Below are 26,213 nucleotides of genomic sequence, written 5' to 3' on the forward strand. Positions count from 1 at the left end.
TCCTAACCGATAGACGAACGGACCGTGTTTCTCTAATGCGGATGCAAAAATACAACTATTTTTAAGATGTACAATACTTGATGCAAAAAAAATTAAAAATTTTTAATACGCCTTAGCAAAAAGCACTCTTTTTGATGAAGGATTCCCAGTAAACACACAGGTTCCCGCCTCTTCTACAGCATCTAAAGGAATGCAGCGAATCGTCGCTTTTGTCAAGTCTTTTATTTTTTCTTCGGTTGCTGCAGTTCCATCCCAATGAGCAGATACAAAACCACCTTTTCCTTCTAAAATTTCTTTAAATTCCTCAAAACTATTTACTTCCGTAATATGCGTATTACGATAGTCTAATGCTTTATTAAATAAATCTGTTTGAATTTGCTCCAACAAGTCATTTATATAATTAACAATTCCGTCTCCGGAAACAACTTCTTTTGTCAATGTATCACGTCTTGCAACCTCAAAAGTTCCGTTTTCTAAATCTTTTGGTCCAACAGCAATTCTAACAGGAACACCTTTTAACTCCCATTCAGCAAATTTGAATCCTGGTTTTTGTGTCGTTCTGTCATCATATTTAACCGAAATCTTAAGCTTTCTCAATTTAGCAGCCAATTCATTAACCGCTGTAGTAATTTCAGCCAGTTGTTCATCTGTTTTATGAATAGGAACAATTACAACTTGTATTGGCGCTAAGTTCGGAGGCAATACCAATCCTTGATCATCAGAATGTGTCATTACTAAAGCTCCCATTAAACGGGTAGAAACTCCCCAAGAAGTTCCCCAAACATATTCTTGTTTTCCTTCGGCATTTGCAAACTTCACATCAAAAGCTTTTGCAAAGTTCTGACCTAAAAAGTGAGAAGTTCCAGCCTGTAATGCTTTTCCGTCCTGCATTAACGCTTCGATACAATAGGTTTCATCTGCACCGGCAAAACGTTCTGTTTCAGTTTTAAAACCTTTTATTACCGGAATCGCCATGAAGTTTTCTGCAAAATCAGCATATACATTCATCATTTTTTCAGATTCCTCTATAGCTTCTGCTTTTGTAGCATGAGCCGTATGTCCTTCCTGCCATAAAAATTCGGCAGTTCTTAAAAATAAACGTGTACGCATTTCCCAACGAACCACATTCGCCCATTGGTTAATTAATAAAGGTAAATCTCTATAAGACTGAACCCATCCTTTATATGTAGACCAGATAATTGCTTCACTCGTAGGACGAACAATAAGTTCTTCTTCTAATTTAGCATTAGGGTCAACTATTAGCTTCCCTGGTTTATCTGGATCATTCTTTAATCTATAATGTGTTACAACAGCACACTCTTTTGCAAATCCCTCTGCATTCTTCTCCTCAGCTTCAAACATGCTTTTAGGAACAAATAAAGGAAAGTAAGCATTTTGATGTCCTGTTTCTTTAAACATTCTATCTAACTCTGCCTGCATTTTTTCCCAAATTGCATATCCGTATGGTTTGATTACCATACACCCTCTAACTCCTGAATTTTCAGCTAAATCTGCTTTGACAACCAGCTCATTATACCATTTAGAATAATCTTCTGATCGCGTAGTAAGGTTCTTACTCATATTATATAGTTTGGCACAAATTTTGTTTTAATAATTTTAACTAAATAGTTTGACAAAACTAACTATTTTTGTAATGTGCAACAATAAAAAACACCACAGATATGAAAACTTATATTACTCTCCGCCAAAACTCAAGTTCTTTTTACTTAATTGGATTACTGAGTTTTCTAGCAGTATCCTGTGGTTCTTACCAAAACACTTCATATAATGATAATGATGGAGTATATGGTAATTCTACCAACAGATATGCTCAAACAAATACCACAAACGCAAACAATCAATATAAAGACTACTTCAAGTCACTGCAAGATGATAACCAGCCTACTGAAATTTTTACAGATGTAGACAATTATGGTAATTATTCTGAAAGCGACAGCACGCAAACAGCTGCTGTAGCTTCTTACCCAGCTTGGGGAAGCAGTAATTCAGATGTTTCAGTAAACGTTTATTCTGACCCAACATGGTCATTAGGATTCGGATGGGGATACCCTTATTACGGATACGGATGGGGATACGGCGGTTATTGGGGCGGCGGCTGGGGATATCCTGGTTACGCTTGGGGATACCCTGGATATTGGGGACCTGGATGGGGTTATCCTGGATACTGGGGCGGCGGTTACTACGGTAACTACGCTTACAGCTATGGAAGAAGAGGATCTGCAGCTTACTACGGAGGCAGAAACTACGCTTCAAACAGAAGTTATGCTACAAATAGAAACTTTGTAAACAGCAGAAACTACACTAACAGAGGAAGCTATACAACAAACAGAAGCTACACTAACAGATCTAATGGTTATTCTGATTACAGAAGAAGCTCTGCTGTAAACGGAAGAACTTACAATTCTGGCAGTCCAACATTTACAAACAGAAGAAGTTATTCTCAAGGTCAAAGTAACAGCTACGATTACTCTAACAGAAGATCAGGCACAACTACTAACACAAGAAGTTACAGCAATGGTAACAACGGCAGTACTTCGAGAACCTACTCTCCTAGCCCATCACGCTCAATGAACAGCGGAGGCGGCGGAAGCATGAGATCATCTGGCGGCGGCGGTGGCGGCGGTGGAAGATCATACGGCGGAGGTGGAGGTGGAAGAAGGTAACATTTTCCTTCTTTTCCACATCTAGTTTATATATTTAAAAATCTACCCAAATGAAAAAAATATTATTCCTTTTAATTACAGGACTAACTGTCAGCGTCTCACACTCTCAGGATGTTTCTGATGCTTTACGATATTCACAAGATAACATAACCGGAACTGCAAGATTTAGAGCAATGAGTGGTGCTTTTGGAGCTGTGGGAGGTGATTTGTCTGCTACAACCGTGAATCCGGCTGGATCTGCAATTTTCAACAACAATCAAGTTGGAATTACATTAAGCAATCAAAACATTAATAATGGTTCAAAATATTTCAACAGTAACGAAACCCAAGACAAAGACAATTCTTTCATCCTAAATCAGGCTGGTGGAGTTTTTGTTTTCAAAGACAGAAATCCCAACAATAAAGGATGGAATAAAATTGCAATTGGAGCAAGCTATGAAAATACAAATAATTTTAACAGCAATACTTTCTCTGCAGGAAGAAACCCTAATAATTCTATAGCTAATTATTTCTTATCTTATGCAAATGGAACTCCATTAGGTGATGCGACACAAATCCCATACGCTGACCAATTTTACTTTGAACAGCAAACTGGATTTGGAGTTAATGGAAAAATTATACTACCTGTAAATCCAAATGACCAAGAAAACACTCTATATACAAGTAACGTACCAGGATTACAACCCGGACAAAGTTATTATCAAGAAAACAATGTTTACGAAAGAGGCTACAATAGTAAGGTAAGTTTTAACATTGCAACATCATATAATGATCGTATTTATTTGGGAGCAAACTTAAATGTGCATGTAACAGACTACAGAAGATCTAGTAGTTTTTATGAGTTTAACAACGCCCCTCTTACTGGAACACCAACTATTTCTGATGTAACATTTAATAACGATTTATATACTTACGGTAACGGATTCTCTTTTCAATTAGGAGCAATCGCTAAGGTTACTGAAGCTTTTAGACTGGGATTAGCATACGAATCAAACACATGGTACGAATTATATGACGAATTATCTCAAAGTGTTTATACGACTACAGAGGCTACAGGCGGGGTACAGAATTTTTATAATTTAAATCCTGGTTATCCAAACGTTTACGAGCCTTACACTTTACAAACTCCGGGGAAATTTACTTTTAGTGGAGCTTACATATTTGGTAAATCAGGTTTAATTAGTGTTGACTACTCCATTAAAGACTACAGTAATGCAAAATTTAAACCAACAAATGATCCAGATTTTAGAACTACAAATGGCTACATAAGCGATCAATTAACCACTAATGGCGAATTAAGAGTTGGAGCTGAATTTAAAATAAAACAATTAAGCCTTAGAGGAGGATATCGTTTTGAAGGAAGTCCTTATAAAAACGGAACCACTGTTGGAGACTTAAATAGTTTTTCTGCAGGTTTAGGCTATAACTTTGGAGCAACTAAATTAGACTTGGCTTATGCTTATGCAGAAAGAAAATCTAACCAAGGTTTCTTTTCTCAAGGATTTACTGATGGAGCAAACATTACCTCAACACTGAACAATGTTTCTTTGACTTTATTATTTGAATTGTAATTAAAATTAAATAGATGAATGGAAATTTCCGTCAGGTTTTTACTTGGCGGATTTTTTTTTTACCCAAAACATTAAAAAGCTCTTCATAAAAAACACCTAAAAGAAACCGAAACAAGCGGTGTTTGAATAAAAAAGTGTAATTTTGCACTCCAATTTATAAAAGTATGAGAACCAAGTCTTTAAAAAAGAACAAAATTAACGTAATCACTCTTGGGTGTTCAAAAAATGTATATGATAGTGAAGTACTTATGGGTCAGCTTCGTGCAAACGGAAAAGAAGTAACTCATGAGGCAACTAAGGATGAAGGAAACATTATTGTAATAAACACTTGTGGCTTTATTGATAATGCAAAAGCAGAATCAGTAAACATGATTTTGGAATATGCAGACAAGAAAGACAAAGGATTAGTTGATAAAGTTTTTGTAACCGGATGTTTATCTGAACGTTACAGACCTGATTTAGAAAAAGAAATTCCAAATGTTGATCAATATTTTGGTACTACTGAATTACCTCAATTATTGAAAGCTTTAGGAGCTGATTATAAACACGAATTATTAGGAGAAAGATTAACGACTACTCCTAAAAATTATGCTTATTTAAAAATCGCCGAAGGGTGCGACAGACCTTGCAGTTTTTGTGCAATTCCGTTAATGCGTGGTTCTCACGTTTCGCAGCCAATTGAAAAATTAGTTAAGGAAGCACAAGGTTTAGCTAAAAACGGCGTTAAAGAATTAATACTGATTGCTCAGGATTTGACGTATTATGGTTTAGATCTTTATAAAAAGAGAAATCTGGCAGAATTGTTAGAAGCATTAGCAGCTGTTGAAGGAATTGAGTGGATTCGTTTGCATTATGCTTATCCTACAGGTTTCCCAATGGATGTTTTGGAATTAATGAAACGCGAACCTAAGATTTGTAATTATATTGATATTCCATTGCAGCATATTTCAGATTCAATTTTGAAATCAATGCGCCGCGGTACAACTCAGGCTAAAACAACGCAATTGTTAAAAGATTTCCGTGCTGCCGTTCCCGGAATGGCAATTAGAACTACTTTAATTGTTGGATACCCAGGTGAAACACAGGAAGATTTCGAAATCTTAAAAGATTTTGTTCAGGAAATGAAGTTTGACAGAATGGGATGTTTTGCTTATTCTCATGAAGAAAACACACATGCTTATTTATTAGAGGATAATGTTCCTGATGATGTAAAACAAGCAAGAGCAAATGAAATTATGGAATTACAATCGCAAATTTCATGGGATTTGAACCAGGAAAAAGTTGGACAAGTTTTTAGATGTATTATTGACAGAAAAGAAGGTGCACATTTTGTGGGCAGAACGGAGTTTGACAGCCCGGATGTTGACAATGAAGTTTTAATAGATGCATCTAAACATTACGTAAAAACAGGCGAATTTGTTAATATCAAGATAATTGAAGCTACAGAATTTGATTTATACGGAGAACCTGCTTAAATTTACCGTAAAACTAGTGCTAACCTTAGACAAAACAACTTTATGAAAGCTACTCAAAACTTAATTATATTAGTTTTTACATTATTCTGTTTCAATTTTGCTTCGGCTCAATATGGAAACGGATATGGTAATGGTTACGGCAATGGCTATGGTGGAGGCGGCTACGGAAGAGGCGGCGGAATGGGTATGGACAGAAGTATGATGGGAGGTCCGCAAGGCAATACCAGCAAACCAAAAGAAATACCTGTTGAGGAAACAGCTGCAAAAATTGTTGAGCAAATGAAACCTGCGGTAAATCTTGATGAACTTCAGGTAATTGCAATTACAAACGTTTTTGCCGATGGTTTAAGAGAACAAGGAATTCTTATAAAAAATGAAAACAGCAGCCAGGATGAAAAAATGGAGCAGTTAAAAGCTTTAAAAGAAAGCATGACCAAAAAAGTTACTGCTTTTTTAAATCCGGACCAAATAGAGAAGTACACTAATTTCATGGCTGATTTTAAGGAAATTAAAAAGACTAAATCAAAAAAGAAAAAAGATAAAGATTCAAAAGAGGACAAAGAAGAAGAAAAACCAGCTGAAAAAGTTCAGGAATAATTGTTCTAATTCTATTATAAAATGTAACTAACCATGGCAAAAAAACATTTTTGTTATTTGTTTTTAGCAATTATCATTACTTCTTGCTCAACAAATCCGTATAAGACTACTGAAAAAGCTTATGATCAGCAGTTAAAGAATTTAGAAAATCAAATTACGAGTAAAGAAGCACAAACTATTCCGTCGATAAGTCCGTTAATTATTGATACTACTTACGCTTCGCAATTGGGTATTATAAAAGATACGTTGTCTAAAACGGGTTCAACCGCTTTATTAAACGGTATTAGTACAGAATGGATTGGAACTGTAAATTTCAACTTAAGAAAACCTAGTTTCGTTGTTATTCACCATACTGCTCAGGATTCTATTCAGCAGACTATAAATACTTTTACCAAAACTAAAACTCAGGTAAGTGCTCATTATGTAATTTCTGAGAATGGAAAAGTAGTTCAAATGCTGAACGATTATTTAAGAGCGTGGCATGCGGGAGCATCTACTTGGGGGAAAAATACTGATTTAAATTCTTCTTCTATAGGAATTGAATTAGACAATAATGGTTTTAAACCTTTTACTGAAGCACAAATCAACAGTTTAGTTGCATTGTTGACAAAACTTAAAAAGGATTACAATATTCCGACTCAAAACTTTTTAGGTCATGCTGATATTGCTCCGGGAAGGAAACAAGATCCTAGTGCTTTATTTCCATGGAAAACATTAGCCGAAAAAGGTTTCGGAATCTGGCCGGATGAAGTTCTTGAAGAAGCACCTTTTGACTTTAAAATCGAACCTGCATTGAGAATTATTGGTTATAATACAAAGAATCTTTCTGCAGCTATTCAGGCTTTCAAATTGCATTATATTCAAACGGATGCAACGTCAACACTTGATCGCAAAACAATTGATACGATATATTCTATATACAAAAAACAACTGCAATAAATAGTTGTTTTTAAAAGACATAAAAAGCGCATTTCTAAAGGTTTAGAAATGGGCTTTTTTTATGCTGGTAATTTAAGTTTTGCCACAGATTAAAAGGATTAAAAAGATTTTTTACTCTTTGGGTTGATGTTTTATTTGCCACGAATTTCACTAATTATTTGTGGTGTAAACTGTATGCAAGAAATGAATTTCAAGGTTTCTGTTAAGAAATTTCATTAACGATACTTTGTGTAATGATATAAAAAAATTAAGCAAAATTTAATTCGTGAAAATTCGTGACTCGAGCGATAGTGAACAGACGAAGTAAATTCGTGGCAGAAAAAAAATCCTTTTAATCCTTTTAATCTGTGGCAAATAAAATCTAATAAAAAAGCTGCCAAAACATTAGTATGTTTCGACAGCTCCAAAAAAAAAAAAAATATCAATCTTTATCTCTAGAAAGAGTATGTTGTAGCAAGTAAAGCGAAGAATGATCCTCCTGTTGGAGCAGCATCGCTGTCTAAGAAAATATCTTCAGAAGCAGCGTCGTATCTTAGCTCGGGAATTATTGTTAGTTTTCCAACTTTATAGTTTAATGAAACTGTGTTTGCAAACACATTAGATCCAGTTAATGTTCCTAAACTTGGAGCAGCATCTTTTGCATCAAAATATTCAACTCTGTATGCTAAAAGCAAAGATGGGCTGAATGAATAATTTGCATATCCAACTAATGAGAACCACTCACCATCTAAAGTACTATCGAAATCATGTTTCGTTTTAGCGTAAGTTGCATTAAATCCAAGTCCGAAACTGTCACTTATTGTTTTAGAAGCAGTCAAATCGAACTGAGTTTTATTTTCGTTTGATACTGGTATTGTACTTCCAGGAATTGGATTTGTACTTCCAGATGTAAAGTTTAAATAAGCACTTCCTGTATCACCCACAAAACCTACTTGTCCGATATACGTTTTTTGAGTAGAACCAGCATCCATTGCTGATTTAAAATCTGTTGGGTTAGTTATACCAAACATAGCAGTGAATTTACCAGCTGTATATTGTGCTTTAACCCCAGTATTAAAGAATGGTCCATAAGAGAAAGCATAAGACATACTGTAGTTTTTATTGTCTACGGCATCTAATACTTCATAACCTATGTGTGTACCAAAGCTACCGGCAACAACTTTAAATTCTTCAGTAATTTGGTAAGTGAAATATAATTGTTTAATTAAAAATTTAGCGTTTATATCTTTATCTGTTGTTTCATTGTATGAGAACTCTCCTGCTCTTTTTCCGAAACCTAAGTCTACAAAAACAGAAGCTTTTCCAAAAGTATGACTTGCTTCAATCGAAGCCATTCCTAATTCAAACGAATCCTGAGAGTTGGTAAAGCTCGTTAATCCGTTCATTTGTTTAGAAAAATCATATTTATAGTAAGCGTCCGCAGACCCTCCCCATGTAGTTGCTGGTGAAGTTGCTTTTTCATCCTCTTGTGCAAAAGCAAAAGAACTCGTTAAAGTGGCAGCTAAAATGTAAAATACTTTTTTCATGTGTTAATTGGTTTTTAGTTATTAATTTGATTTTGGTTAGTTAATCGTTTATATATCTATTTAATAGTATAAGTCATTTTTTAAAACCTTGAATCTCCCCCTAAAACCTCTTCATTTTCATTAGCGAATTTATTAACTTTTGTATGAGTAGAATAATTGGAAAGTACTTTTTTGGTATTTACAGCGAAGAATTATGGATTACAAAAATTAAACTGCCAATAATCGTTATTTGACATTAATAGCGTTTTGTTTTTGAAAATTCAACAACGTATTTTTAGCATTTTAAACCAAAAAACAAGGGTTAAACAAAAATACAAACACAAAAATCAACTAAAAAACACCTAAAAAACACTTTAAAAAAATATTACCCCATAATTTTAAGGGGTATATTTAAAAATAAAATTTTAAAATAAAATCAAACCCCAAATACCCACGAAATCCAACAATGCTAAAGCTTAACGAAAAATTCTTACAAAAATAAAATACTCAAAACAACCGATAAAGATGTAATTTGAGACTCAAAAAATGATTTATAAAACAAAAAAAACCTGCTCAAATTTGAACAGGCTTCCTTATTATATAAAAGAGTTTTTTTATTCTTGCGTATTATATTTTCTTAAAAATTCCCGAACCTTAATTCCAGATTCTTTTAAATCTTCATCTTTCCACTTTCCATCTGACTTTGCCGTTTTTTGCAAAATGGAACAAGTTTCATCTTTATCTGAAACTGACCATGTTATCCAGCTTAACTTTTTTGATTCCATCCAGTCAATATATTCCTGCCATGCTTTTACATTTAAAGGTCCGTCGCCAGAAGCTTCCATTCCGGCAGATTCAGATATAAAAATAGGAGTTCCTCTTTTTAGCGCCTGATCCGTACGATCTCTTAATTCTTTGCCGTGCGTTGCGGCATAAAAGTGCATGGTATACATTATATTATTGTATCCTAAAATTGGATCTTCTGCCGGAAGGTCAACATCCTGATCCCAATGCGGTGATCCTACCAATATAATATTGTTGGGATCATTTTCTCTAATTACCTGTATTACTTCTTCGGCGTAGGTTTTTACTTCCCACCAGGTTTCATAATCGGGTTCGTTAAATATCTCATATATTATATTTGGATACTTGGCGTACTTTTGAGACATTTCTGCAAAAAATGCTTTTGCTTGTTTTAAATTAACATTATGACTGTGCCAGTCGATAATTACATAGATATCAGATTTAATGGCTCCGTTTATTACGGCTTCGATTTTTTCTTTTGAAAACTGAGGATCATTAGTATAGGAGTAATCCCCGAGTTCGATTCCCATTGCGGCCCGTACTACATTGCAATTGAAATCTTTTTTGAGCCAGCTTACGGCTTTTTCGTTATAAAATCTTGGCCACATACTATGCCATCCAAAACTCAATCCTCGCAAAACAATGGGTTCATTGTTTTTATCTACTAACTGAGTTCCCTGAAGACTTAATTGTCCATGTTTTTTTACAAACTGCGCTTGGGAAAAGCAGCATACTAATAAGAATAAAATCGTAGTTAATTTTTTAAACCTCATCATAAATTTAAATTTTAAAGAGACAATTTTAATGTTATGCAATCATGTGAAGCTAATTCTGCTGTAAAATTCTTTTTCGTATTTCCTGAATCTTTATTTGTCCAAAGATTCTTTAATTTGAATGTAGTTTTATTAAAATCAGCTTCATAGCCGAAATCTACATCTTTTATTGCATTCTTTTTCCAATCGAAATTAATTTTTTTAGTAACCTCACTTCTGTTTAAAAAAGTAACTGCCCAATTTCCATCTGAAAGAGGTTTAACCCAAACTTCTAAACCATCTTCTGCTGAATGTTTGAAACCCTGAATTCCTAATTTATCCTGATTTACGGCGATTAACTCTTTATTGGTTAAAATCGCCAGCGTTTCTTTTGACATTTTTCTATAATCGTTTCCTGTAAATAATGGCGACGACAACATACACCACATAGCAAAATGCGATTTATCTTCGGTATCGTTCATTTCGTTTCCAACTTCCATCATGTCAAAATCATTCCAATGATCTGGGCCGGAATATTTACGAATGTCTTTTCGCATTTCGGCAATTTTCATAAATCCCCAAGACGACCAATTTTCTGGATGTTTGAATTCGCAGTCAAAACAAGGATAAATATCTCCGGAAATTCTCCAAAGATTTCCAACAGGTTTCCCCCACTCCCACGGCTGATTATCGCCCCATTCGCAAAGACTGAAAACAATTGGTCTTCCAGCCGTTTTTAATGCATTACTCATGGTTGTATAAGCTTCTGGCGCAGTTATTCCTTTTGTATTACACCAATCGTATTTTAAAAAGTCAATTCCAAGTTTAGCATAAAAACGGGCATCCTGATATTCGTAACCGCGCGTTCCCGGATATCCGGCGCAGGTTTGCGTTCCGGCACAATTGTACAAACCAAATTTTAAACCTTTGCTGTGTACATAATCAATTAGCGCTTTCATTCCGCTGGGAAATTTAACAGGATCGGGAATTAAATCTCCATTTGCATCGCGTTCTCTGGTCATCCAGCCGTCGTCTAATACAATATAATTGTAACCCGCAGCGGCCAATCCAGATGAAACCATTATATCTGCTGTTTCTTTTACTAATTTTTCGTCAATGTTGGTGGCAAAAGTATTCCACGAATTCCATCCCATTGGCGGCGTCATGGCTAAACCTTCAAATTTTCCTGCTGCCTGTGTATGTGTATTTCCTTGGCTGAAGCCGAAAATTGAAGCACATAAAGCTAATCCTAAAATAATTTTCTTCATTTTATAAAATTTAAAAAAGACATTATAAAAAGATATTCCCTAACTTTTCAATTAGGGAATATCTTAAACTAACTCAAAAAAGCAATTTTATTTATTTTAATACGAATCCTATATCATCAAATAACACAGTATTACCACCATCATTATTTGATTCCTGGAATGTAAGCATTGTAAGACTTGTAGGGTTTCCTAAATCGCTAAAAGGAATTTCAAGATAAACCCATGTACTTGTAACAGGTAAAACATAATTTACACCGCCATTTACGCTGAAATTAACGCGTCCGGTTTTTGTTCCTTTTATAGCAATACGCAATGCTTTATATGGAGTTAAATCGACATTGAAGCCCCAGTTTCCTCCATCCCATTGACCAAATTCCCACTGCCATGATTTTTCGCCTTGATAAGAATCTTTATCATAAGCAAAATTAACGCCTTTGCCTGCCCACGGACCTCCCCATTGCATACCATATAATATATCATCATACAAGGCTGTTCCTATCGCTTCTTTTGATACGGCTGCTCCAGATATATTGGCAACAGAAAGATATCTGTGATTGGCATTTGCCGGAATTTTTACTACTATCTGCTCTAAAGTTGAAGATACTACGGTAACAGGAACTGCAGGCTGTGTTGCTGTTTCTGCCAAAGTAACTACAGGATTTAAGAAATATTTACCTTTAATAATTACCTGATCTCCTTCTGCACAATTGATAGAATTGAAACCACTAAATGTAGGTACCGGAGGCGCAACTGTCAAATTATAAACAACAGTTCCTCTATCTGTAACCACTTTTAACTGATTTGAAGCATTTGCATAAGGCGTATCTTCATCAACCAATATAATGATATCCGTATCGGTTACAAATGTTGGTCTGAAATAAGTATCGAAGTCATTAAAGTATACTTTTTTAGTAGAAAGCAATCCTTTTCCGTGAATTACATAATAGTTTTTAGGATCTACTAATGTTACCGGAGTTAAGGGTTTAAGGGTTCCATCTGCATTATATCCCGAAGGCATAACAGACTCTATTACAGGTGCACCAGAAGAAGCCTCAGCACTGTTATCATCACTTGAGCATGAAGTAAAAAGCATTAAAGATAACATCCATGCCATGCACGCTGCTAACGAAACAATTTTTATATTTTTCATATTTTTATTTTTAAAAATTATTTAAAAGTATACGGTGCTACTTCTGTTAATTTTGGATTTTTAATTAAATCATCTGCAGGATAAGGCAGTAAAAGATTTGTTGCCGAAATTGTAATGTGTTTTGGCGTTACTTTATCTCCTCTGTTTTGAGCTTCTAAAATTGCTTTTGCTTTTGCAAATGGCAAACGTCCTAAATCAAAATAATAATCTCCTTCGCAAGCTAACTCTGCACGTCTTTCTTTAAAGATATCATCAAATGAAATTGAGGCTTTAATTGGCAGACCCGCTCTTTTACGAACTGCATTAAATGATTTTAAAGCTGCAGGATCTGAAGTGCTTCCGGTTTGTGAACCTAATATCGCTTCGGCATGAATTAAAAGTAAATCGGCATAACGCATCATATAACTATTCATACTGCTTTCTCCATTAAATGGCGCATTGAATGGTCCTGTAATTGGTAAATTCTCTTTCCCGATTACATACTTTTTCAAACCAGCTCCTGAATTTTGAGCTTCATTTTCTACTGCAAAAGTATATCCTAAAAGTTTTGGAGAATCTACTGCAAGTGTTTGTGCATAAGTTAAGTTTGGATAATAATCTCCAGGAAGCATAAATGTTTCTGCTCTTCTTTTATCGCCCGGCTCATAAACATTATAAATTAAATCCTGAGACGGTGCAATTTGACCTGAATAAGAAGTTTCTACTAATCTGTTCTCTGGGGCAAACAGGGTGTTTGAAAAGTTTCCTTCAAAATAAGTTCCCGCTCCTGTCCATTGCCATGAAAAGATAGACTCTTCATTATTGTTATTTTTTTGAAGCCATAAATCAGCAAAAGATTTTGTTGGAAGTTCTTCTCCACCCAATAACTTAAACTCGCCGCTGTTGATTACTTCCTGAGCCAGAGCTCTTGCTAATTCATATTTCTTTTGATACAAATATACTTTTGCCAATAGCGCTTTTGCAGAACCGCTAGAAACGTGTGCATTTGCAGCATAATCAGATCCTCTGTTTTTAGATCTTAAATTAGCAATAGCAAATTTCAAATCGTTCTCAATAAACGTATAAACATCTGATGTAGGATTACTTGGAATCACAAAGTTTTTAGAATAATCGGCATTGTTTTCAATAATTGGCACGTTGCCCCATAATCTTACCAAAAAGAAGTATGAAAAAGCTCTGATAAAATGCATTTCACCTAAAGCATTGTTTAATGCTTCGCTGCTTACACCTGGACCAACACTTTGCGGCAAAGTATTGATATAAGAGTTACAATTTGCAACAGCTCCAAAACAAGATCTCCATGAATCTCCAATAAAAGACTGTGAATTCGTAAAACTCAAATCTGTAAATTTTCCAAATTCGTTATAAGGTCCCGCATACATATTACCCGATATAACATCGGTAATACCATAAAAACCTTCTTTGTTCATATTAAACCAAACGATTCCGTAAAGTCCGTTACTAGCATTATCCAGTTTCACATCAGAATCGTAATAGTTTCCTATTGTTGGTACTCCTTCTGCAGGCACATCTAAAAAGTCCTGAGAACAAGAAGAAGATATTAACATCAGTAGTGTCAAACCTATAGCACTACTTCTTTTTATTATATTTTTCATATTAATTTCGTATTAAAATTCAACATTAAAACCAAAAGATATTTGTCTAGGCACAGGATAACGACCATTATCAACGCCCGATAATAATGCATCTTGATTATAAGAACCTACTTCAGGATCGTACCCTTTATATTTGGTAAAAGTGTATAGGTTTTGTCCAGAAGCATAAATTCTCAATCTTGTTAATTTTATTTTTGAGATGATGTCAGAAGGAAGTGAATATCCTAAAGTTACATTCTGAATTCTCAAGTATGAACCGTCTTCAATAATTCTTGACGAAACTGCATTGTTGATGTCATTGTAAGCAGAAGGTCTAGGCAGTGAAGCATCTAAATTATCCGCAGAATAAAAATCAGCAGCATCAGTCAAATAATTAGTTCCTAAATTACTATTCAAAGTACCAGACATACGAGTTAAATTCATCAGCTTATTTCCGGCAGTTCCCTGAAGGAAAATAGACAAATCAACATTTTTGTATTTAAAGTTGTTTGTAAATCCGTAAGTGAATTTTGGGTTTGGATTTCCAATAGTAACTAAATCCTTCGTATCAATAATACCATCATTATTTTGATCTTTATAAATAACGTCTCCTTTTACAAAGTTTGGCAATAATGAATTGGTTCCGTTTTTCAGCACCACTCTTGTTCCTCCAGCAATTTCATGGCCATACGTCAATAAATCCTCGTCTGTTCTGTAAATTCCTGTTGCTTGATAACCTATAAATGAACCAATTGGTAAACCTTCCTGAGTTCTTGATACCGTTACCGTATTATAAGCCAGCGTTCCCATTGTTTTTACAATGTTTAAGCCCGCCATATTGGTAACTTCATTTTCATATTTTGTAAAGTTTGCACTTGCATTCCATGAAAAGTTTGGTGTAAATTGCTGTGTATAATTAAGTGTAACCTCAATACCTCTGTTTTTCATACTTCCAAGGTTAAAAGACGGAGGATTTACACCACCTTCATAATCACCACCTCCAGAAAGGAAGTTTGGCAAAGGAACCTGATACAAGAAATCTTTAGAAACTTTTTGATACACATCAATCGTTGCAGAAAGTTTAGAATCAAACATTGTAAAATCTAATCCTAAATTCGTCTGTTCCTGAGTTTCCCACTTCAAATCCTTATTAGCCGTATTTGATGGCAAGTAAGAAGTTCCCATTGTACTATTAATAATATGCAGATTAGAATCGTATAGATTATTACCAATCTGGTTATTACCAGTTTGTCCCCAACCCACTCTAAGTTTAATATTATCAACATACTTTCTTGTACTTTCCATAAAATCCTCATGAGAAAGTTTCCAAGAACCGCTCGCAGAACTAAAAACACCCCATTTATTTCCTACGAAAAATTTAGAAGATCCATCTGTTCTTATTGCTCCGGTAACGCTGTATTTATCACCAAAGTCATAAACAACCCTTCCTAAATAAGAAGCCAAAGTCTGAGTTCCTGAGTAAACTCCACTTGTAACCGCTTTTGATAAATCAGAAGCCGCTAATGATTTATCATTATTATCTTTATAACCATAACCTGTTATTGTATAGCCTTCCCAGTGTGCTCTGTTTGACTCCTGAACCGCAAGAATAGTAAAATTATGTCTGCCGATAGTATTTCTATACGTAAGCATATTTTTTAAGTTCCATGAATTACCCGTAGAAGGATTGTGATATAAATTGGCAAAGCTTTTTACTGCATTTCCTAAAGAATACATTGGATCAAATCTTTCACCTAAATTGTCATATATATAGCCACCCGCTTCAAAACGATAATCCAAACCTTTTATGATATCAACCTGAGTATAGAAATTTCCTGAGTAATTTTTTCTAACCAATGTATTTGATCCTAATAAAGAAGTCGCAACAGGGTTTACAAAAGATGTTGCTCCACCAGCAGGCGGTCCGGCAAAAGCTCCCGAAAGTTCTCTAACCGCAACATCTGGAGTTGCTAATAATGAAGTCGCTACAACTCCGTTAAACTGTCCGTTTAGCGTTAATTTTTCATCTGTAATAGCGCCGCTTACATTAACTCCAACTTTTATAAATGAATTTACTTTAGCATCAATGTTTGCTCTAAAATTGTATCTTTTAAATCCAGATTCAATAACAATTCCTTCCTGATTTAAAACTCCTCCAGAGATATAATAATTCACTCCTTCTTTACCACCTGAAAAAGAAAGCTGATTTGAACTCATAAGTCCTGTTTCATAAATAGCATCCTGCCAGTCTGTACCTTTTCCTAAAAGTTCAGGATGAGCAAATTCAGGTCTGTAAGAAGTTGGATCATATACTGCAGATAAAGCATTTTGATGTCTAGCATATTCCTGCAGATTCATAGAATGAAGTCTTTTAGGCAGATTACTTATGGTATAAGAATTCTCGAAAGATAATTTACCAGTACCTTTTTTACCCGATTTTGTAGTTACAATTACAACACCATTTGCACCACGAGAACCATAGATAGAAGTTGCCGAAGCATCTTTTAAAATATCAATAGATTCAATATCACTTGGATTAATAAGCGCTAAAGGGCTTTGGGTGATATTACCATTATTAGAAAAGTTAGAATTTCCCTGAGCATTTCTTCCAGAAGTTGATGAGTTTCTTGCATCTCCTGAAATTGGCACACCATCAATTACATACAAAGGTTCGTTTGTTCCTGTTAAAGACGAAACCCCTCTAATTCTTACCGAAACGTTACTTCCCGGCTCACCAGAATTGCTGTTTACAACAACCCCCGCTGCTTTACCCTGCATCATTTGATCAAACGAAGCAACTTTTAGGTTTTCAATATCTTTTGAACTAATGCTGGAAATAGCACTGTTTACATCTTTTCTCTTTTGTGTACCGTAACCAATTACAACGACATCTTTTAAGTCTTCAGCACTTGATTTTAAAATTACATTGATTGTTTTTTTACCATCAACTGCAATTCTTTGCGTATTAAATCCAATAAATGAATATACTAAAGTTCCATTTGCAGGAACATCAATAGAATATTTACCGTCAAAATCAGTTGAAGTTGTTGTCTTTGATCCTGCTATCGAAATATTGGCACCAGGAATCGATAAACCCTTTTCATCAGATACCGTTCCCGATACTTTACTCTGAGCAGTAATATAATTACTTGTCAGTAACAAAAATAAAATCAGAGGAACCGCTCTGTGGTTAGCGTTCCAATGAATAAAGTTAGTCATTAGTTTTTTCATAATAAGTGTTTGGTTAGTTTAAATTTGTTCAATTCATAATTCAGCAGTAAGGGAAACTTTTACTTCGAAATTATTTAACAAATCTATAACAGATGAGATTATCAAATCGATAGTATTACATCATTTAATGATAATATTTTTACTATATCTCCTTAAAAAAACACATAATAAAATAAAACCATGCAAATATTGAATTATTCGCAATGAAGCCACCCTTAACAACTACAAACTATAAAGAAAAGTTAACGAAATCGTAAAAATCAAACGTTTTCGTTAAAAATAATATTTATCTGTGCAAAAAAAGTATCACTATAAAATACGTTTTAATCCAGAAAAATCCTCACGATATTGACTAGGTGTGCAGTTTTTAATAGCCTTAAAGCTACGATTGAAGTTCGCAATATTATTAAAGCCGGATTTAAAAGCCACTTCAGAAACACTCATATCTTTTTCAACAAGCCAGCGGGCGGCATATCCTATGCGGATATCATTAATATAATTGACAAAAGTTTTTCCGGTACGCTTTTTTATAAAACGATTAAAAGAAATTATAGACATACTCGCAACACTCGCCACATCATCTAAAGTAATTTTATCAGCAAAATGTTTTTGTACATATTCGTAAACCAATTTCATTTTATCGTAATCATCAAACTTATCATAATCAACCGTATAAGTAGAAAGTAATCGTTGATTTCTCGAATTCGCAAGATCATATAATAAGGAAGTAATTTCCAGGAAATAGTCCATACCATCTAATTTAGAAAGCCTTACCAATCTTGGAGTTAATTCTTCGGCAGTTTTTTTAGAGAATAAAATTCCATGGATAGATCTGTTAAACATATCCCGAATTGGATTCATGATACGTCTGGCCAGTAAAGATTCATGAAATAAATCATTATGAAACTGAATCGTAATTTCATGTATTTTTTTATTGGTACATTTATTCAATTCCCAGCCGTGATATAAATTTGGCCCAATCAAAACCAACTCGACATTATCAATTTCTTCAATATTATCACCTACAACTCGCCTTACTCCTTTTCCGTTTAAAATAAAATTGATCTCAAATTCAGGATGATAATGAACCGGAAAATCAAAACTATCTTTAACTCTGTCAAACACCAAAAAACTATCTCCGGCAGAAAGCGGAGCGATTTCTCTATAAAAATTTTTAGCAGTACTCATCTCTTAAAACTGTTTTTAAATGATATCAGTTGATTTTTTCCTGCAATAATATGATATATAATTGATAAAATAATATTAATTACGCTATAAACATACATTTATCTTTGAAAAATAGAATTATCAACTTTACAAAATCAGTATTAATAATAAACATTAATCATTTTTAATACTCAAACTTTTTATAGTTTTAATAATTTTATAAAGAAAACAATACCGAATTACAAATAGACAAATTCAGTTTCAGGAGCAAGTTGACAATTTCAAACCAGAAGTTGAGAATGCACTGAAAAACAATATTTTCGAAAATGAAAAAATACTTTTTTAAACTTTTAGCCACCGCATTACTAGGAACTTCTTGTTCTGCGCAGTCTATTAATAGTAATACGAATTTGTCACTTTCAGATAAAAAAGCAACACCTGAAACCGTTTCGCTATATAAAAAACTGAATCAGCTTACACAAAGCGGTTATCTTTTTGGTCACCAGGACGACTTAGCTTACGGCGTAAACTGGAAATATGAAAACGGAAGAAGTGATATAAAAGATGTTGTTGGAGATTATCCTGCCCTTTACGGCTGGGACATTGCAGGTTTAGAAAAAGACGATGCCAATAATATAGACGGAATTCCTTTCGTCAAAATGAAACAATATATTATAGAGGCCAATGAAAGAGGCGGAATCTCAACGATAAGCTGGCATTTTGATAATCCCGCAACCGGAAAAAGTGCGTGGGATAACACGCTCAACTCTCTAAAAACAATTTTACCGGGTGGAGAAAATCATCAAAAATTTACTTCGTGGTTAGATAAAGCAGCGAATTTCCTTCTTTCTTTAAAAGATAAAAAAGGAAAAAATATTCCAATTCTATTCAGACCCTATCACGAACTTTCCGGAGGTTGGTTTTGGTGGGGAAAAGGAAATTGTACTCCCGAAGAATTTAAGAACGCATGGAAATTTACATTTGAATACCTGCAGAAAAAAGGCGTTCATAATTTAATCTATGTTTACAACACAGGAAGTTTCAACTCAAAAGAAGATTTTTTAACCAATTATCCCGGAGATAATTTTGCAGATATTTTAAGTTTCGATTCATATCAAAACAACAATGATAAAGAAGGAACAAAATTTATTGCAGAAGTTCAAAATCAGCTTAAAATTTTAAATGAAATAGGTCTTGAAAAACACAAACTAATTGCCGTTGCCGAAGCGGGCTACGAAGCAATTCCAGACCCAAAATGGTGGACAGGAACTTTCTCAAAAGCCATTGGCGATTATAAAATATCCTATGTTTTATTATGGCGAAATCACGGCTGGCAGGAAAAAGAGCAAAAAATGCATTATTACGCACCGTTCAAAGGTCAAACGAGCGAAAAAGATTTCATCGAATATTACAATCTCGACAAAACCTTATTTGAAAAAGACTTAAAAAAAATTAAAAATTGAGAATTAAAAATTAAAAATCCGCGCCATCTGCGTTCTAAAGAATTCAAAAATAAAATCTGTTTTTATCCGCGTTTTTACGAAGTAAATCCGTTTTATCCGCGTCAAAAAAACATTAAAATAATTGCCCCAAACTAAACTTTACAACCTTTAAAAAATAACCAATGCACGACAAAATTAGTTTAAAAGAAAAAATCGGTTACGGACTTGGAGACGCTGCGTCATCAATGTTCTGGAAAATCTTTAGTATGTATCTTCTGTTTTTCTATACCGATGTTTTCGGATTGGCACCTGCCGTTGTAGGAACCATGTTCTTGATTACCAGAATCTGGGATTCCTGCTTTGATCCAATTGTTGGAATCATTGCCGACAGAACAAAAACTAAATGGGGAAAATTCAGACCTTATCTTTTATGGGTTGCCATTCCTTTTGCCGTAATTGGGGTTTTAACTTTTTACACGCCGGACTTTGACGAAAAAGGAAAAATAATTTACGCCTACGTAACTTATTCCTTAATGATGATGATTTATTCCTTAATCAACGTTCCATATGCATCACTTTTGGGCGTAATGTCATCTGACCGAAAAGACAGAAACACATTATCATCATACCGAATGGTTTTTGCTTTTGGCGGAAGTCTTTTGGCACTTTGGTTAATTGAACCGCTTGTAAATTATTTCGGCGGAAGCTTAAATTCTAAAACAGGCTGGCTGGCAACAATTATTGTTTTTGGAGTAATTACAACAGCATTTTTCTGGGCTTGTTTTTTCTTCACAAAAGAAAGAGTAAAACCTATCGAAAACGAACAATCAAACTTAAAAGAAGATTTAAAAGATCTTTTAAAAAATAAACCGTGGTGGATTTTATTAGGCGCCGGAATCGGGACTTTAGTTTTTAACTCCATTAGAGATGGTGCGGCAGTTTACTATTTTAAATATTATGTAAGCAGCGCTGTAAATTTTGATTTCACGCTTTTTGGAACAGATTTCCATATGACACCAACTTCCATTTATTTGGTTTTGGGACAAGCTGCCAATATTATCGGCGTAATTATCGCCACTCCTATCGCCAACAAAATCGGTAAAAAGAACACCTTTTTTGGTGCAATGGCAGTTGCCTCGATTTTAAGTTTAGCGTTCTATTTCTTCGGAAAAGAAGATGTTCTCCTAATTATGAGTTTTCAGGTTTTAATCAGCATTTGTGCAGGCTGCATTTTCCCATTAATCTGGTCAATGTATGCAGATAGTGCCGATTACTCAGAATGGAAACAAGGCCGCAGAGCAACCGGATTAGTTTTCTCAGCTTCATCCATGTCACAAAAATTTGGATGGACCATTGGCGGAGCCGGAACCGGATGGCTTTTAGGTTATTATGGTTTCCAAGCCAATGTTGAACAAACTGCCGTAACTCAAAACGGAATTCAATTAATGTTAAGCATACTTCCTGCAATCGCAGCCGCAATATCAGTCGCTTTTATATTATTCTATCCTTTATCTGAAGAAAAACTGCAAACGATAGAACAAGATTTAAACGAAAAAAGAGACCAAACAAAATAAAAATAAATCAGATACCGAATCAAAAATGACAACAATAACCTCTTCGACTACTTTTCTGGATCGAAAAGCAGCATTAGAAAAAGAACATAAAGCACTAATCGAACGAAAAAATACTCCGGAAGAAAATGCTGGAAACGGGATTTATGAACGTTATAAAAATCCTGTTGTTACCGCATCTCACGTTCCGTTGAACTGGCGTTTTGATTTAAACGAAAAAACAAATCCGTTTTTGCAGGAACGAATTGGAGTAAATGCCGCTTTCAATGCCGGAGCAATGAAATGGAATGGGAAATATCTTTTGGCAGTTCGTGTTGAAGGAATTGATAGAAAATCATTTTTTGCCATTGCAGAAAGTCCAAACGGAGTCGATAATTTCAAGTTTTGGGATAAACCCTGCGTAATTCCACAAACCGAAGAACCAGATACAAACGTGTACGACATGCGTTTAATCAACCATGAAGACGGCTGGGTTTATGGTATTTTTTGTACCGAAAGAAAAGATCCAAAAGCACCAAAAAGCGATACAAGTTCGGCTGTAGCCAATGCAGGAATCGTACGTTCAAAAGATTTAGTAAATTGGGAAAGATTACCGGACTTAATTTCGAATACCGGACAACAGCGAAATGTTGTTTTACATCCGGAATTCGTAAACGGAAAATACGCCTTATACACACGTCCGCAAGACGGATTTATTGACGTAGGAAGCGGCGGCGGAATTGGTTTAGGATATGTTGACGATATGACAAATCCGGTTGTAAAAGAAGAAAGAATCATCTTTGGTAAACAATATCATACCATTTACGAATTAAAAAATGGTCTTGGCCCTGCCCCAATCAAAACAGAAAAAGGCTGGTTACATCTTGCACACGGCGTTCGTAATACCGCTGCAGGATTACGCTATACGTTATATATGTTCATGACCGATTTAAATGATATTTCGAAAGTGACACACGTTCCGGCCGGACATTTTATGGGCCCAGAAGGAATTGAAAGAGTTGGCGATGTATCAAATGTTTTATTCTCAAACGGATGGATCGAAGATACTGACGGAACTGTTTACGTTTATTACGCATCATCAGATACAAGAATGCACGTTGCTGTTTCTTCTGTAGAAAAATTAGTTGATTATGTTATCAATACTCCCGCAGACACTTTTATTTCTGCAGGTTCAGTAGAAACTATCATCAATCAAATTGAAAAAAATAACGCAATTTAAGTATCGTGTGTACAACTGTAAAACAGCTAAAAACGGAACTAACAACAGAGCTGGATTCTATTTTAAATTATTGGATAAAACATACACTTGATACTCAAAACGAAGGTTTTATTGGGCAGATTGATTTCAACGATCATCTAATTGCCAATGCCGAAAAAGGTGCTGTTTTGAATTCAAGAATTCTTTGGACTTTTTCGTCAAGTTATCAAGTCACCAAAAAAGAAAATCATAAAAAAATTGCCGAAAGAGCTTTTGATTTTCTTTCAAAATATTTTTATGACGCTGAATTTGGAGGTTTGTTTTGGAGTATTAATGTTGATAAAACGCCAAAAGATACCAAAAATCAAATCTACGCCTTAGCCTTTGCGATTTATGGTTTAACGGAATATTATGCTATTTCTAAAGATGAAAAAGCTTTAGAAATAGCCAAAAAATTATATTTTAAAATTCAGGAACACAGTTACGATCCTGTAAACAAAGGCTATCTTGAAGCTTTTACAAGAAATTGGCAGCCTATTGAAGATTTGCGTTTGAGTGATAAAGATGCCAACGAAAAAAAGACAATGAACACGCATTTGCATATTATTGAGGCGTATGCAAATTTGTATAAAGTATGGAAAGATGAAACGCTTCGAAAAAACAGCATCGAACTATTAGAAACAATTGAAAAGCATTTCATTAATACCGAAACCGGGCATCTTCGTTTATTTTTTGATGAAAACTGGATCGAAAAACCGGACGTAATTTCATACGGACACGATATCGAAGCGGCTTGGCTTTTATTGCAATGTGCTGAGATTTTAGAAGATGAAAATTTAGTTGCCAATTATAGAAAACATGCTGTTCAAATTGCCGAAGTTACCAAAGAAGGTTTAGATACTGACGGAGGTTTATGGTATGAATTTGATCCCGAAAAAAATGAATTAATTGCCGAAAAACATTGGTGGGTTCAGGCCGAAGCCTTAATTGGTTTTTACAACGCTTATCAATTATCCGGAAATGAAGATTATCTGGAAATCGTTTTTAAAAACTGGAAATTCATAAAAAAACACATTCTCGATCTTAAAAATGGCGAATGGTTTTGGGGAATTTACAGAGATTATTCTTTAATAGAAAAAGACAAAGCCGGATTCTGGAAATGTCCTTATCATAACAGCCGAGCTTGTATGGAGTTGATTCAGAGAATTAAAGGTTAAAACTTTAAAATCGTTGAGTGAAATTAATTTGAACACATAGAAACATAGCTTCTCTCTGTCTTCAAAGGCGTTTCACTTGTATTTAGTACACATAGGCTATGTGTGAGAAACTAGTTTCTTTCTTTAATTTTTTTTAAGTTAAATATAAATCTATGTTTCTATGTGTTAAAAATTCTTTTATAAATGATATTCAGTGATATTTAAACACTAATAATCAATCAATTGTATTAAAAATATTACTTATGAAAACACTCTTTCTTTTTAGTTTATTATTTCTAACTACAATAACAAATGCACAAGGCAACCTTGTCAAAAACCCCGGTTTTGAATATGAATTTGTAAACTGGAACGGCAGCGACGCGGCCTATATAACTCCGTATGATAAAAAATCAGGAAAAAGCTGTGCCGCAATCAATCAGTTTGTGGGAGCAGAATGGAAAGCTGTTGATCAAACCATAAACATCCCAAAAAATATTTATGCTCTGGAATTCAGCGTTTGGATTAAATCTGAAAGTATCGAAGAGCAAAAAGAAGCCTACAAAGCCGGAGCAGCAATTGCAGAGTTTACAACTTTAACCGATAAAAAAATTACATCCGAAACTTTTGCCCAGGTAAAAGGAACAACCGAATGGACGAATTATAAAAAAACGGTAAAAATTCCAGCCGATGCAAAAAAAGTCCGCATTATGCTTGCTCTCGCACAAACCAACGGCACCATTTATTTTGATGACGTAAAAGTTACCACTCTTTTAGAAGAAGAGTATTTAAAACAAAATTCAGTAACTACCGAAAAATAAGAGATGAAAAAATCAATATTAAAAATAGCCTGCATAAGTCTATCTATTTTAGCATTTGCAAGCTGTTCTTCCGATAACGAAAAAGAAGACGAAACTATAATAATAGTAGATCCGCCAACACAAAGCGATCCGTTAACAACACAAAACGCACCAACTTATATGGTTGATGCAAACGCAACTAAAGAAACCACAGCTTTATTCTACAACTTAAAAAGACTGGCACAAACTAACGTGGCCATTGGTCAGCAAGATGCTTTTAATGGTTTTTATCAGGATGCCGGAGGAGATTCAGACATCAAAAAAAACACAGGTTTTGATCCTGCTGTTTTAGGTTCAGATTTTATGTTTATTACCGATAAAAACAATAACAATCAGGCCGATAACTGGTTTTATCAGCAAGAAGTAAAAATTACAAGCGATGTTAAAGCCGCTTACGCGAAAGGCATAATCAACACGTTCAGCTGGCATATAAGAGAACCTTTTAAAGACGAATCTTTTTATGCCGCCGATATGTCGACACAAGAAAAAGCAACAGCTTTTAAAAGTATTTTACCGGGCGGAACCAATCACGAATGGTACAAGAAAAAACTAGATAAAGTAGCCAGCGTAGTTTTAAATTTAAAAGGCTCAAACGGAGAATTGATTCCGATAATTTTCAGACCATTTCATGAATTCGACGGAAGCTGGTTTTGGTGGGGCGCAAATTACTGCACTGCCGATGAATACAAACAAGCCTATCAATTTACCGTTGATTATTTGAAAAACACAAAAGGCGTTCACAACATTTTATACGCCTTTTCTCCAGACAACTCATATACAACAGAAAGCAGTTATTTAAGCCGATATCCAGGTGATAAATATGTCGATATTCTGGGAATGGATAATTACGGAGATTTTGCTAATCAAGGCTCTACAGGTTCTGGCAAAGCCAATGCAAAACTAAAAATGATCTCTGACATTGCTAAAACCAAAGTAAAAATCGCCGCTTTAACCGAAACGGGGTATAGAGTTACAAGTTCAATTCCGCCAGTTACAAATTGGTTTTCGACTTATTTATACGACGCTTTAACAGCAAATGATATTCAAGTGAGTTATGTAATGTTTTGGAACAATAACAGCGACGGATATTATGTTCCAAATGGTTCGGTTTCGAATGCCGCAGATTTTAAAACTTTTAGTACCAAAACAAAATCAGCATTATTGAATTCCCTGCCGAAAATGTATGAAATGCCGAAATAATTCTTGTGTTT

General features: G+C 34.6%; 19 protein-coding genes. 11 read left to right on the forward strand and 8 right to left on the reverse strand.

From position 1 onward, the window contains the following. Positions 1 to 102: 102 nt before the first annotated feature. Entirely contained in the window at positions 103 to 1,581 is a 1,479-nt protein-coding gene (gene proS, locus B3C18_RS08440) for a proline--tRNA ligase (protein WP_291145326.1), read from the reverse strand. Between the two features lie 101 nt (positions 1,582 to 1,682). On the opposite strand from proS, the gene B3C18_RS08445 reads away from it, so the two are divergent. The 5 genes from B3C18_RS08445 to B3C18_RS08465 all read left to right on the forward strand — a co-directional run bounded on the left by B3C18_RS08445 (position 1,683) and on the right by B3C18_RS08465 (position 7,266). Next, positions 1,683 to 2,684 (forward strand): hypothetical protein, encoded by a 1,002-nt coding sequence (locus B3C18_RS08445; protein ID WP_291145329.1) that lies wholly within the window; start codon positions 1,683 to 1,685, stop codon positions 2,682 to 2,684. A gap of 50 nt (positions 2,685 to 2,734) precedes the next feature. Further along, on the forward strand, positions 2,735 to 4,255 hold the full coding sequence (locus B3C18_RS08450) for an OmpP1/FadL family transporter (protein WP_291145332.1): 1,521 nt from the start codon (positions 2,735 to 2,737) through the stop codon (positions 4,253 to 4,255). A gap of 164 nt (positions 4,256 to 4,419) precedes the next feature. Next, positions 4,420 to 5,730 carry a 30S ribosomal protein S12 methylthiotransferase RimO gene (rimO, locus tag B3C18_RS08455; RefSeq protein WP_053473847.1) on the forward strand — a complete coding sequence of 437 codons (1,311 nt, stop codon included), beginning with the start codon at positions 4,420 to 4,422 and terminating at the stop codon, positions 5,728 to 5,730. 42 nt (positions 5,731 to 5,772) lie between these two features. After that, positions 5,773 to 6,327, forward strand: a complete 555-nt coding sequence (locus B3C18_RS08460; RefSeq protein WP_291145338.1) for a hypothetical protein — start codon at positions 5,773 to 5,775, stop codon at positions 6,325 to 6,327. Positions 6,328 to 6,360: 33 nt separating this feature from the next. Then, entirely contained in the window at positions 6,361 to 7,266 is a 906-nt protein-coding gene (locus B3C18_RS08465; RefSeq protein WP_291145341.1) for an N-acetylmuramoyl-L-alanine amidase, read from the forward strand. A gap of 434 nt (positions 7,267 to 7,700) precedes the next feature. Here B3C18_RS08465 and B3C18_RS08470 read toward each other — a convergent pair whose 3' ends face one another. The 7 genes from B3C18_RS08470 to B3C18_RS08500 form a co-directional block, all read right to left on the reverse strand. After that, positions 7,701 to 8,792 carry an outer membrane beta-barrel protein gene (locus tag B3C18_RS08470; protein ID WP_291145344.1) on the reverse strand — a complete coding sequence of 364 codons (1,092 nt, stop codon included), beginning with the start codon at positions 8,790 to 8,792 and terminating at the stop codon, positions 7,701 to 7,703. Between the two features lie 593 nt (positions 8,793 to 9,385). Continuing rightward, positions 9,386 to 10,351, reverse strand: coding sequence for a glycoside hydrolase family 5 protein (locus B3C18_RS08475; protein ID WP_291145347.1), 966 nt, complete (start codon positions 10,349 to 10,351; stop codon positions 9,386 to 9,388). A gap of 11 nt (positions 10,352 to 10,362) precedes the next feature. Beyond that, positions 10,363 to 11,595: a glycoside hydrolase family 27 protein gene (locus B3C18_RS08480; protein ID WP_291145349.1), complete on the reverse strand. Its 1,233-nt coding sequence runs from the start codon at positions 11,593 to 11,595 to the stop codon at positions 10,363 to 10,365. 91 nt (positions 11,596 to 11,686) lie between these two features. After that, positions 11,687 to 12,745 (reverse strand): hypothetical protein, encoded by a 1,059-nt coding sequence (locus tag B3C18_RS08485; protein WP_291145353.1) that lies wholly within the window; start codon positions 12,743 to 12,745, stop codon positions 11,687 to 11,689. 17 nt (positions 12,746 to 12,762) lie between these two features. Further along, positions 12,763 to 14,361, reverse strand: coding sequence for a RagB/SusD family nutrient uptake outer membrane protein (locus B3C18_RS08490; protein ID WP_291145356.1), 1,599 nt, complete (start codon positions 14,359 to 14,361; stop codon positions 12,763 to 12,765). A 12-nt stretch (positions 14,362 to 14,373) separates the two neighbouring features. Next, complete coding sequence (locus B3C18_RS08495; RefSeq protein ID WP_291145359.1) at positions 14,374 to 17,571, reverse strand: SusC/RagA family TonB-linked outer membrane protein; 3,198 nt, start codon at positions 17,569 to 17,571, stop codon at positions 14,374 to 14,376. Between the two features lie 309 nt (positions 17,572 to 17,880). Further along, entirely contained in the window at positions 17,881 to 18,759 is an 879-nt protein-coding gene (locus B3C18_RS08500; RefSeq protein WP_053473839.1) for a helix-turn-helix domain-containing protein, read from the reverse strand. Between the two features lie 305 nt (positions 18,760 to 19,064). Between B3C18_RS08500 and B3C18_RS08505 the strand changes: the two genes are divergently transcribed. The 6 genes from B3C18_RS08505 (at position 19,065) to B3C18_RS08530 (ending at position 26,202) form a co-directional block, all read left to right on the forward strand. Continuing rightward, positions 19,065 to 20,201 (forward strand): glycoside hydrolase family 26 protein, encoded by a 1,137-nt coding sequence (locus tag B3C18_RS08505; RefSeq protein WP_291145362.1) that lies wholly within the window; start codon positions 19,065 to 19,067, stop codon positions 20,199 to 20,201. Between the two features lie 161 nt (positions 20,202 to 20,362). Beyond that, entirely contained in the window at positions 20,363 to 21,754 is a 1,392-nt protein-coding gene (locus B3C18_RS08510; RefSeq protein WP_291145365.1) for an MFS transporter, read from the forward strand. A 25-nt stretch (positions 21,755 to 21,779) separates the two neighbouring features. Further along, positions 21,780 to 22,970: a glycosidase gene (locus B3C18_RS08515; RefSeq protein ID WP_291145368.1), complete on the forward strand. Its 1,191-nt coding sequence runs from the start codon at positions 21,780 to 21,782 to the stop codon at positions 22,968 to 22,970. 5 nt (positions 22,971 to 22,975) lie between these two features. Further along, positions 22,976 to 24,166 (forward strand): AGE family epimerase/isomerase, encoded by a 1,191-nt coding sequence (locus B3C18_RS08520; protein ID WP_291145371.1) that lies wholly within the window; start codon positions 22,976 to 22,978, stop codon positions 24,164 to 24,166. Between the two features lie 242 nt (positions 24,167 to 24,408). Continuing rightward, positions 24,409 to 24,963, forward strand: a complete 555-nt coding sequence (locus B3C18_RS08525; protein ID WP_291145373.1) for a hypothetical protein — start codon at positions 24,409 to 24,411, stop codon at positions 24,961 to 24,963. Between the two features lie 3 nt (positions 24,964 to 24,966). Further along, complete coding sequence (locus B3C18_RS08530; RefSeq protein ID WP_291145376.1) at positions 24,967 to 26,202, forward strand: glycoside hydrolase family 26 protein; 1,236 nt, start codon at positions 24,967 to 24,969, stop codon at positions 26,200 to 26,202. Positions 26,203 to 26,213: the final 11 nt, after the last annotated feature.

Origin of the sequence: Flavobacterium sp. UBA7680 (assembly GCF_002482975.1) — a bacterium.
Lineage (GTDB): Bacteria > Bacteroidota > Bacteroidia > Flavobacteriales > Flavobacteriaceae > Flavobacterium.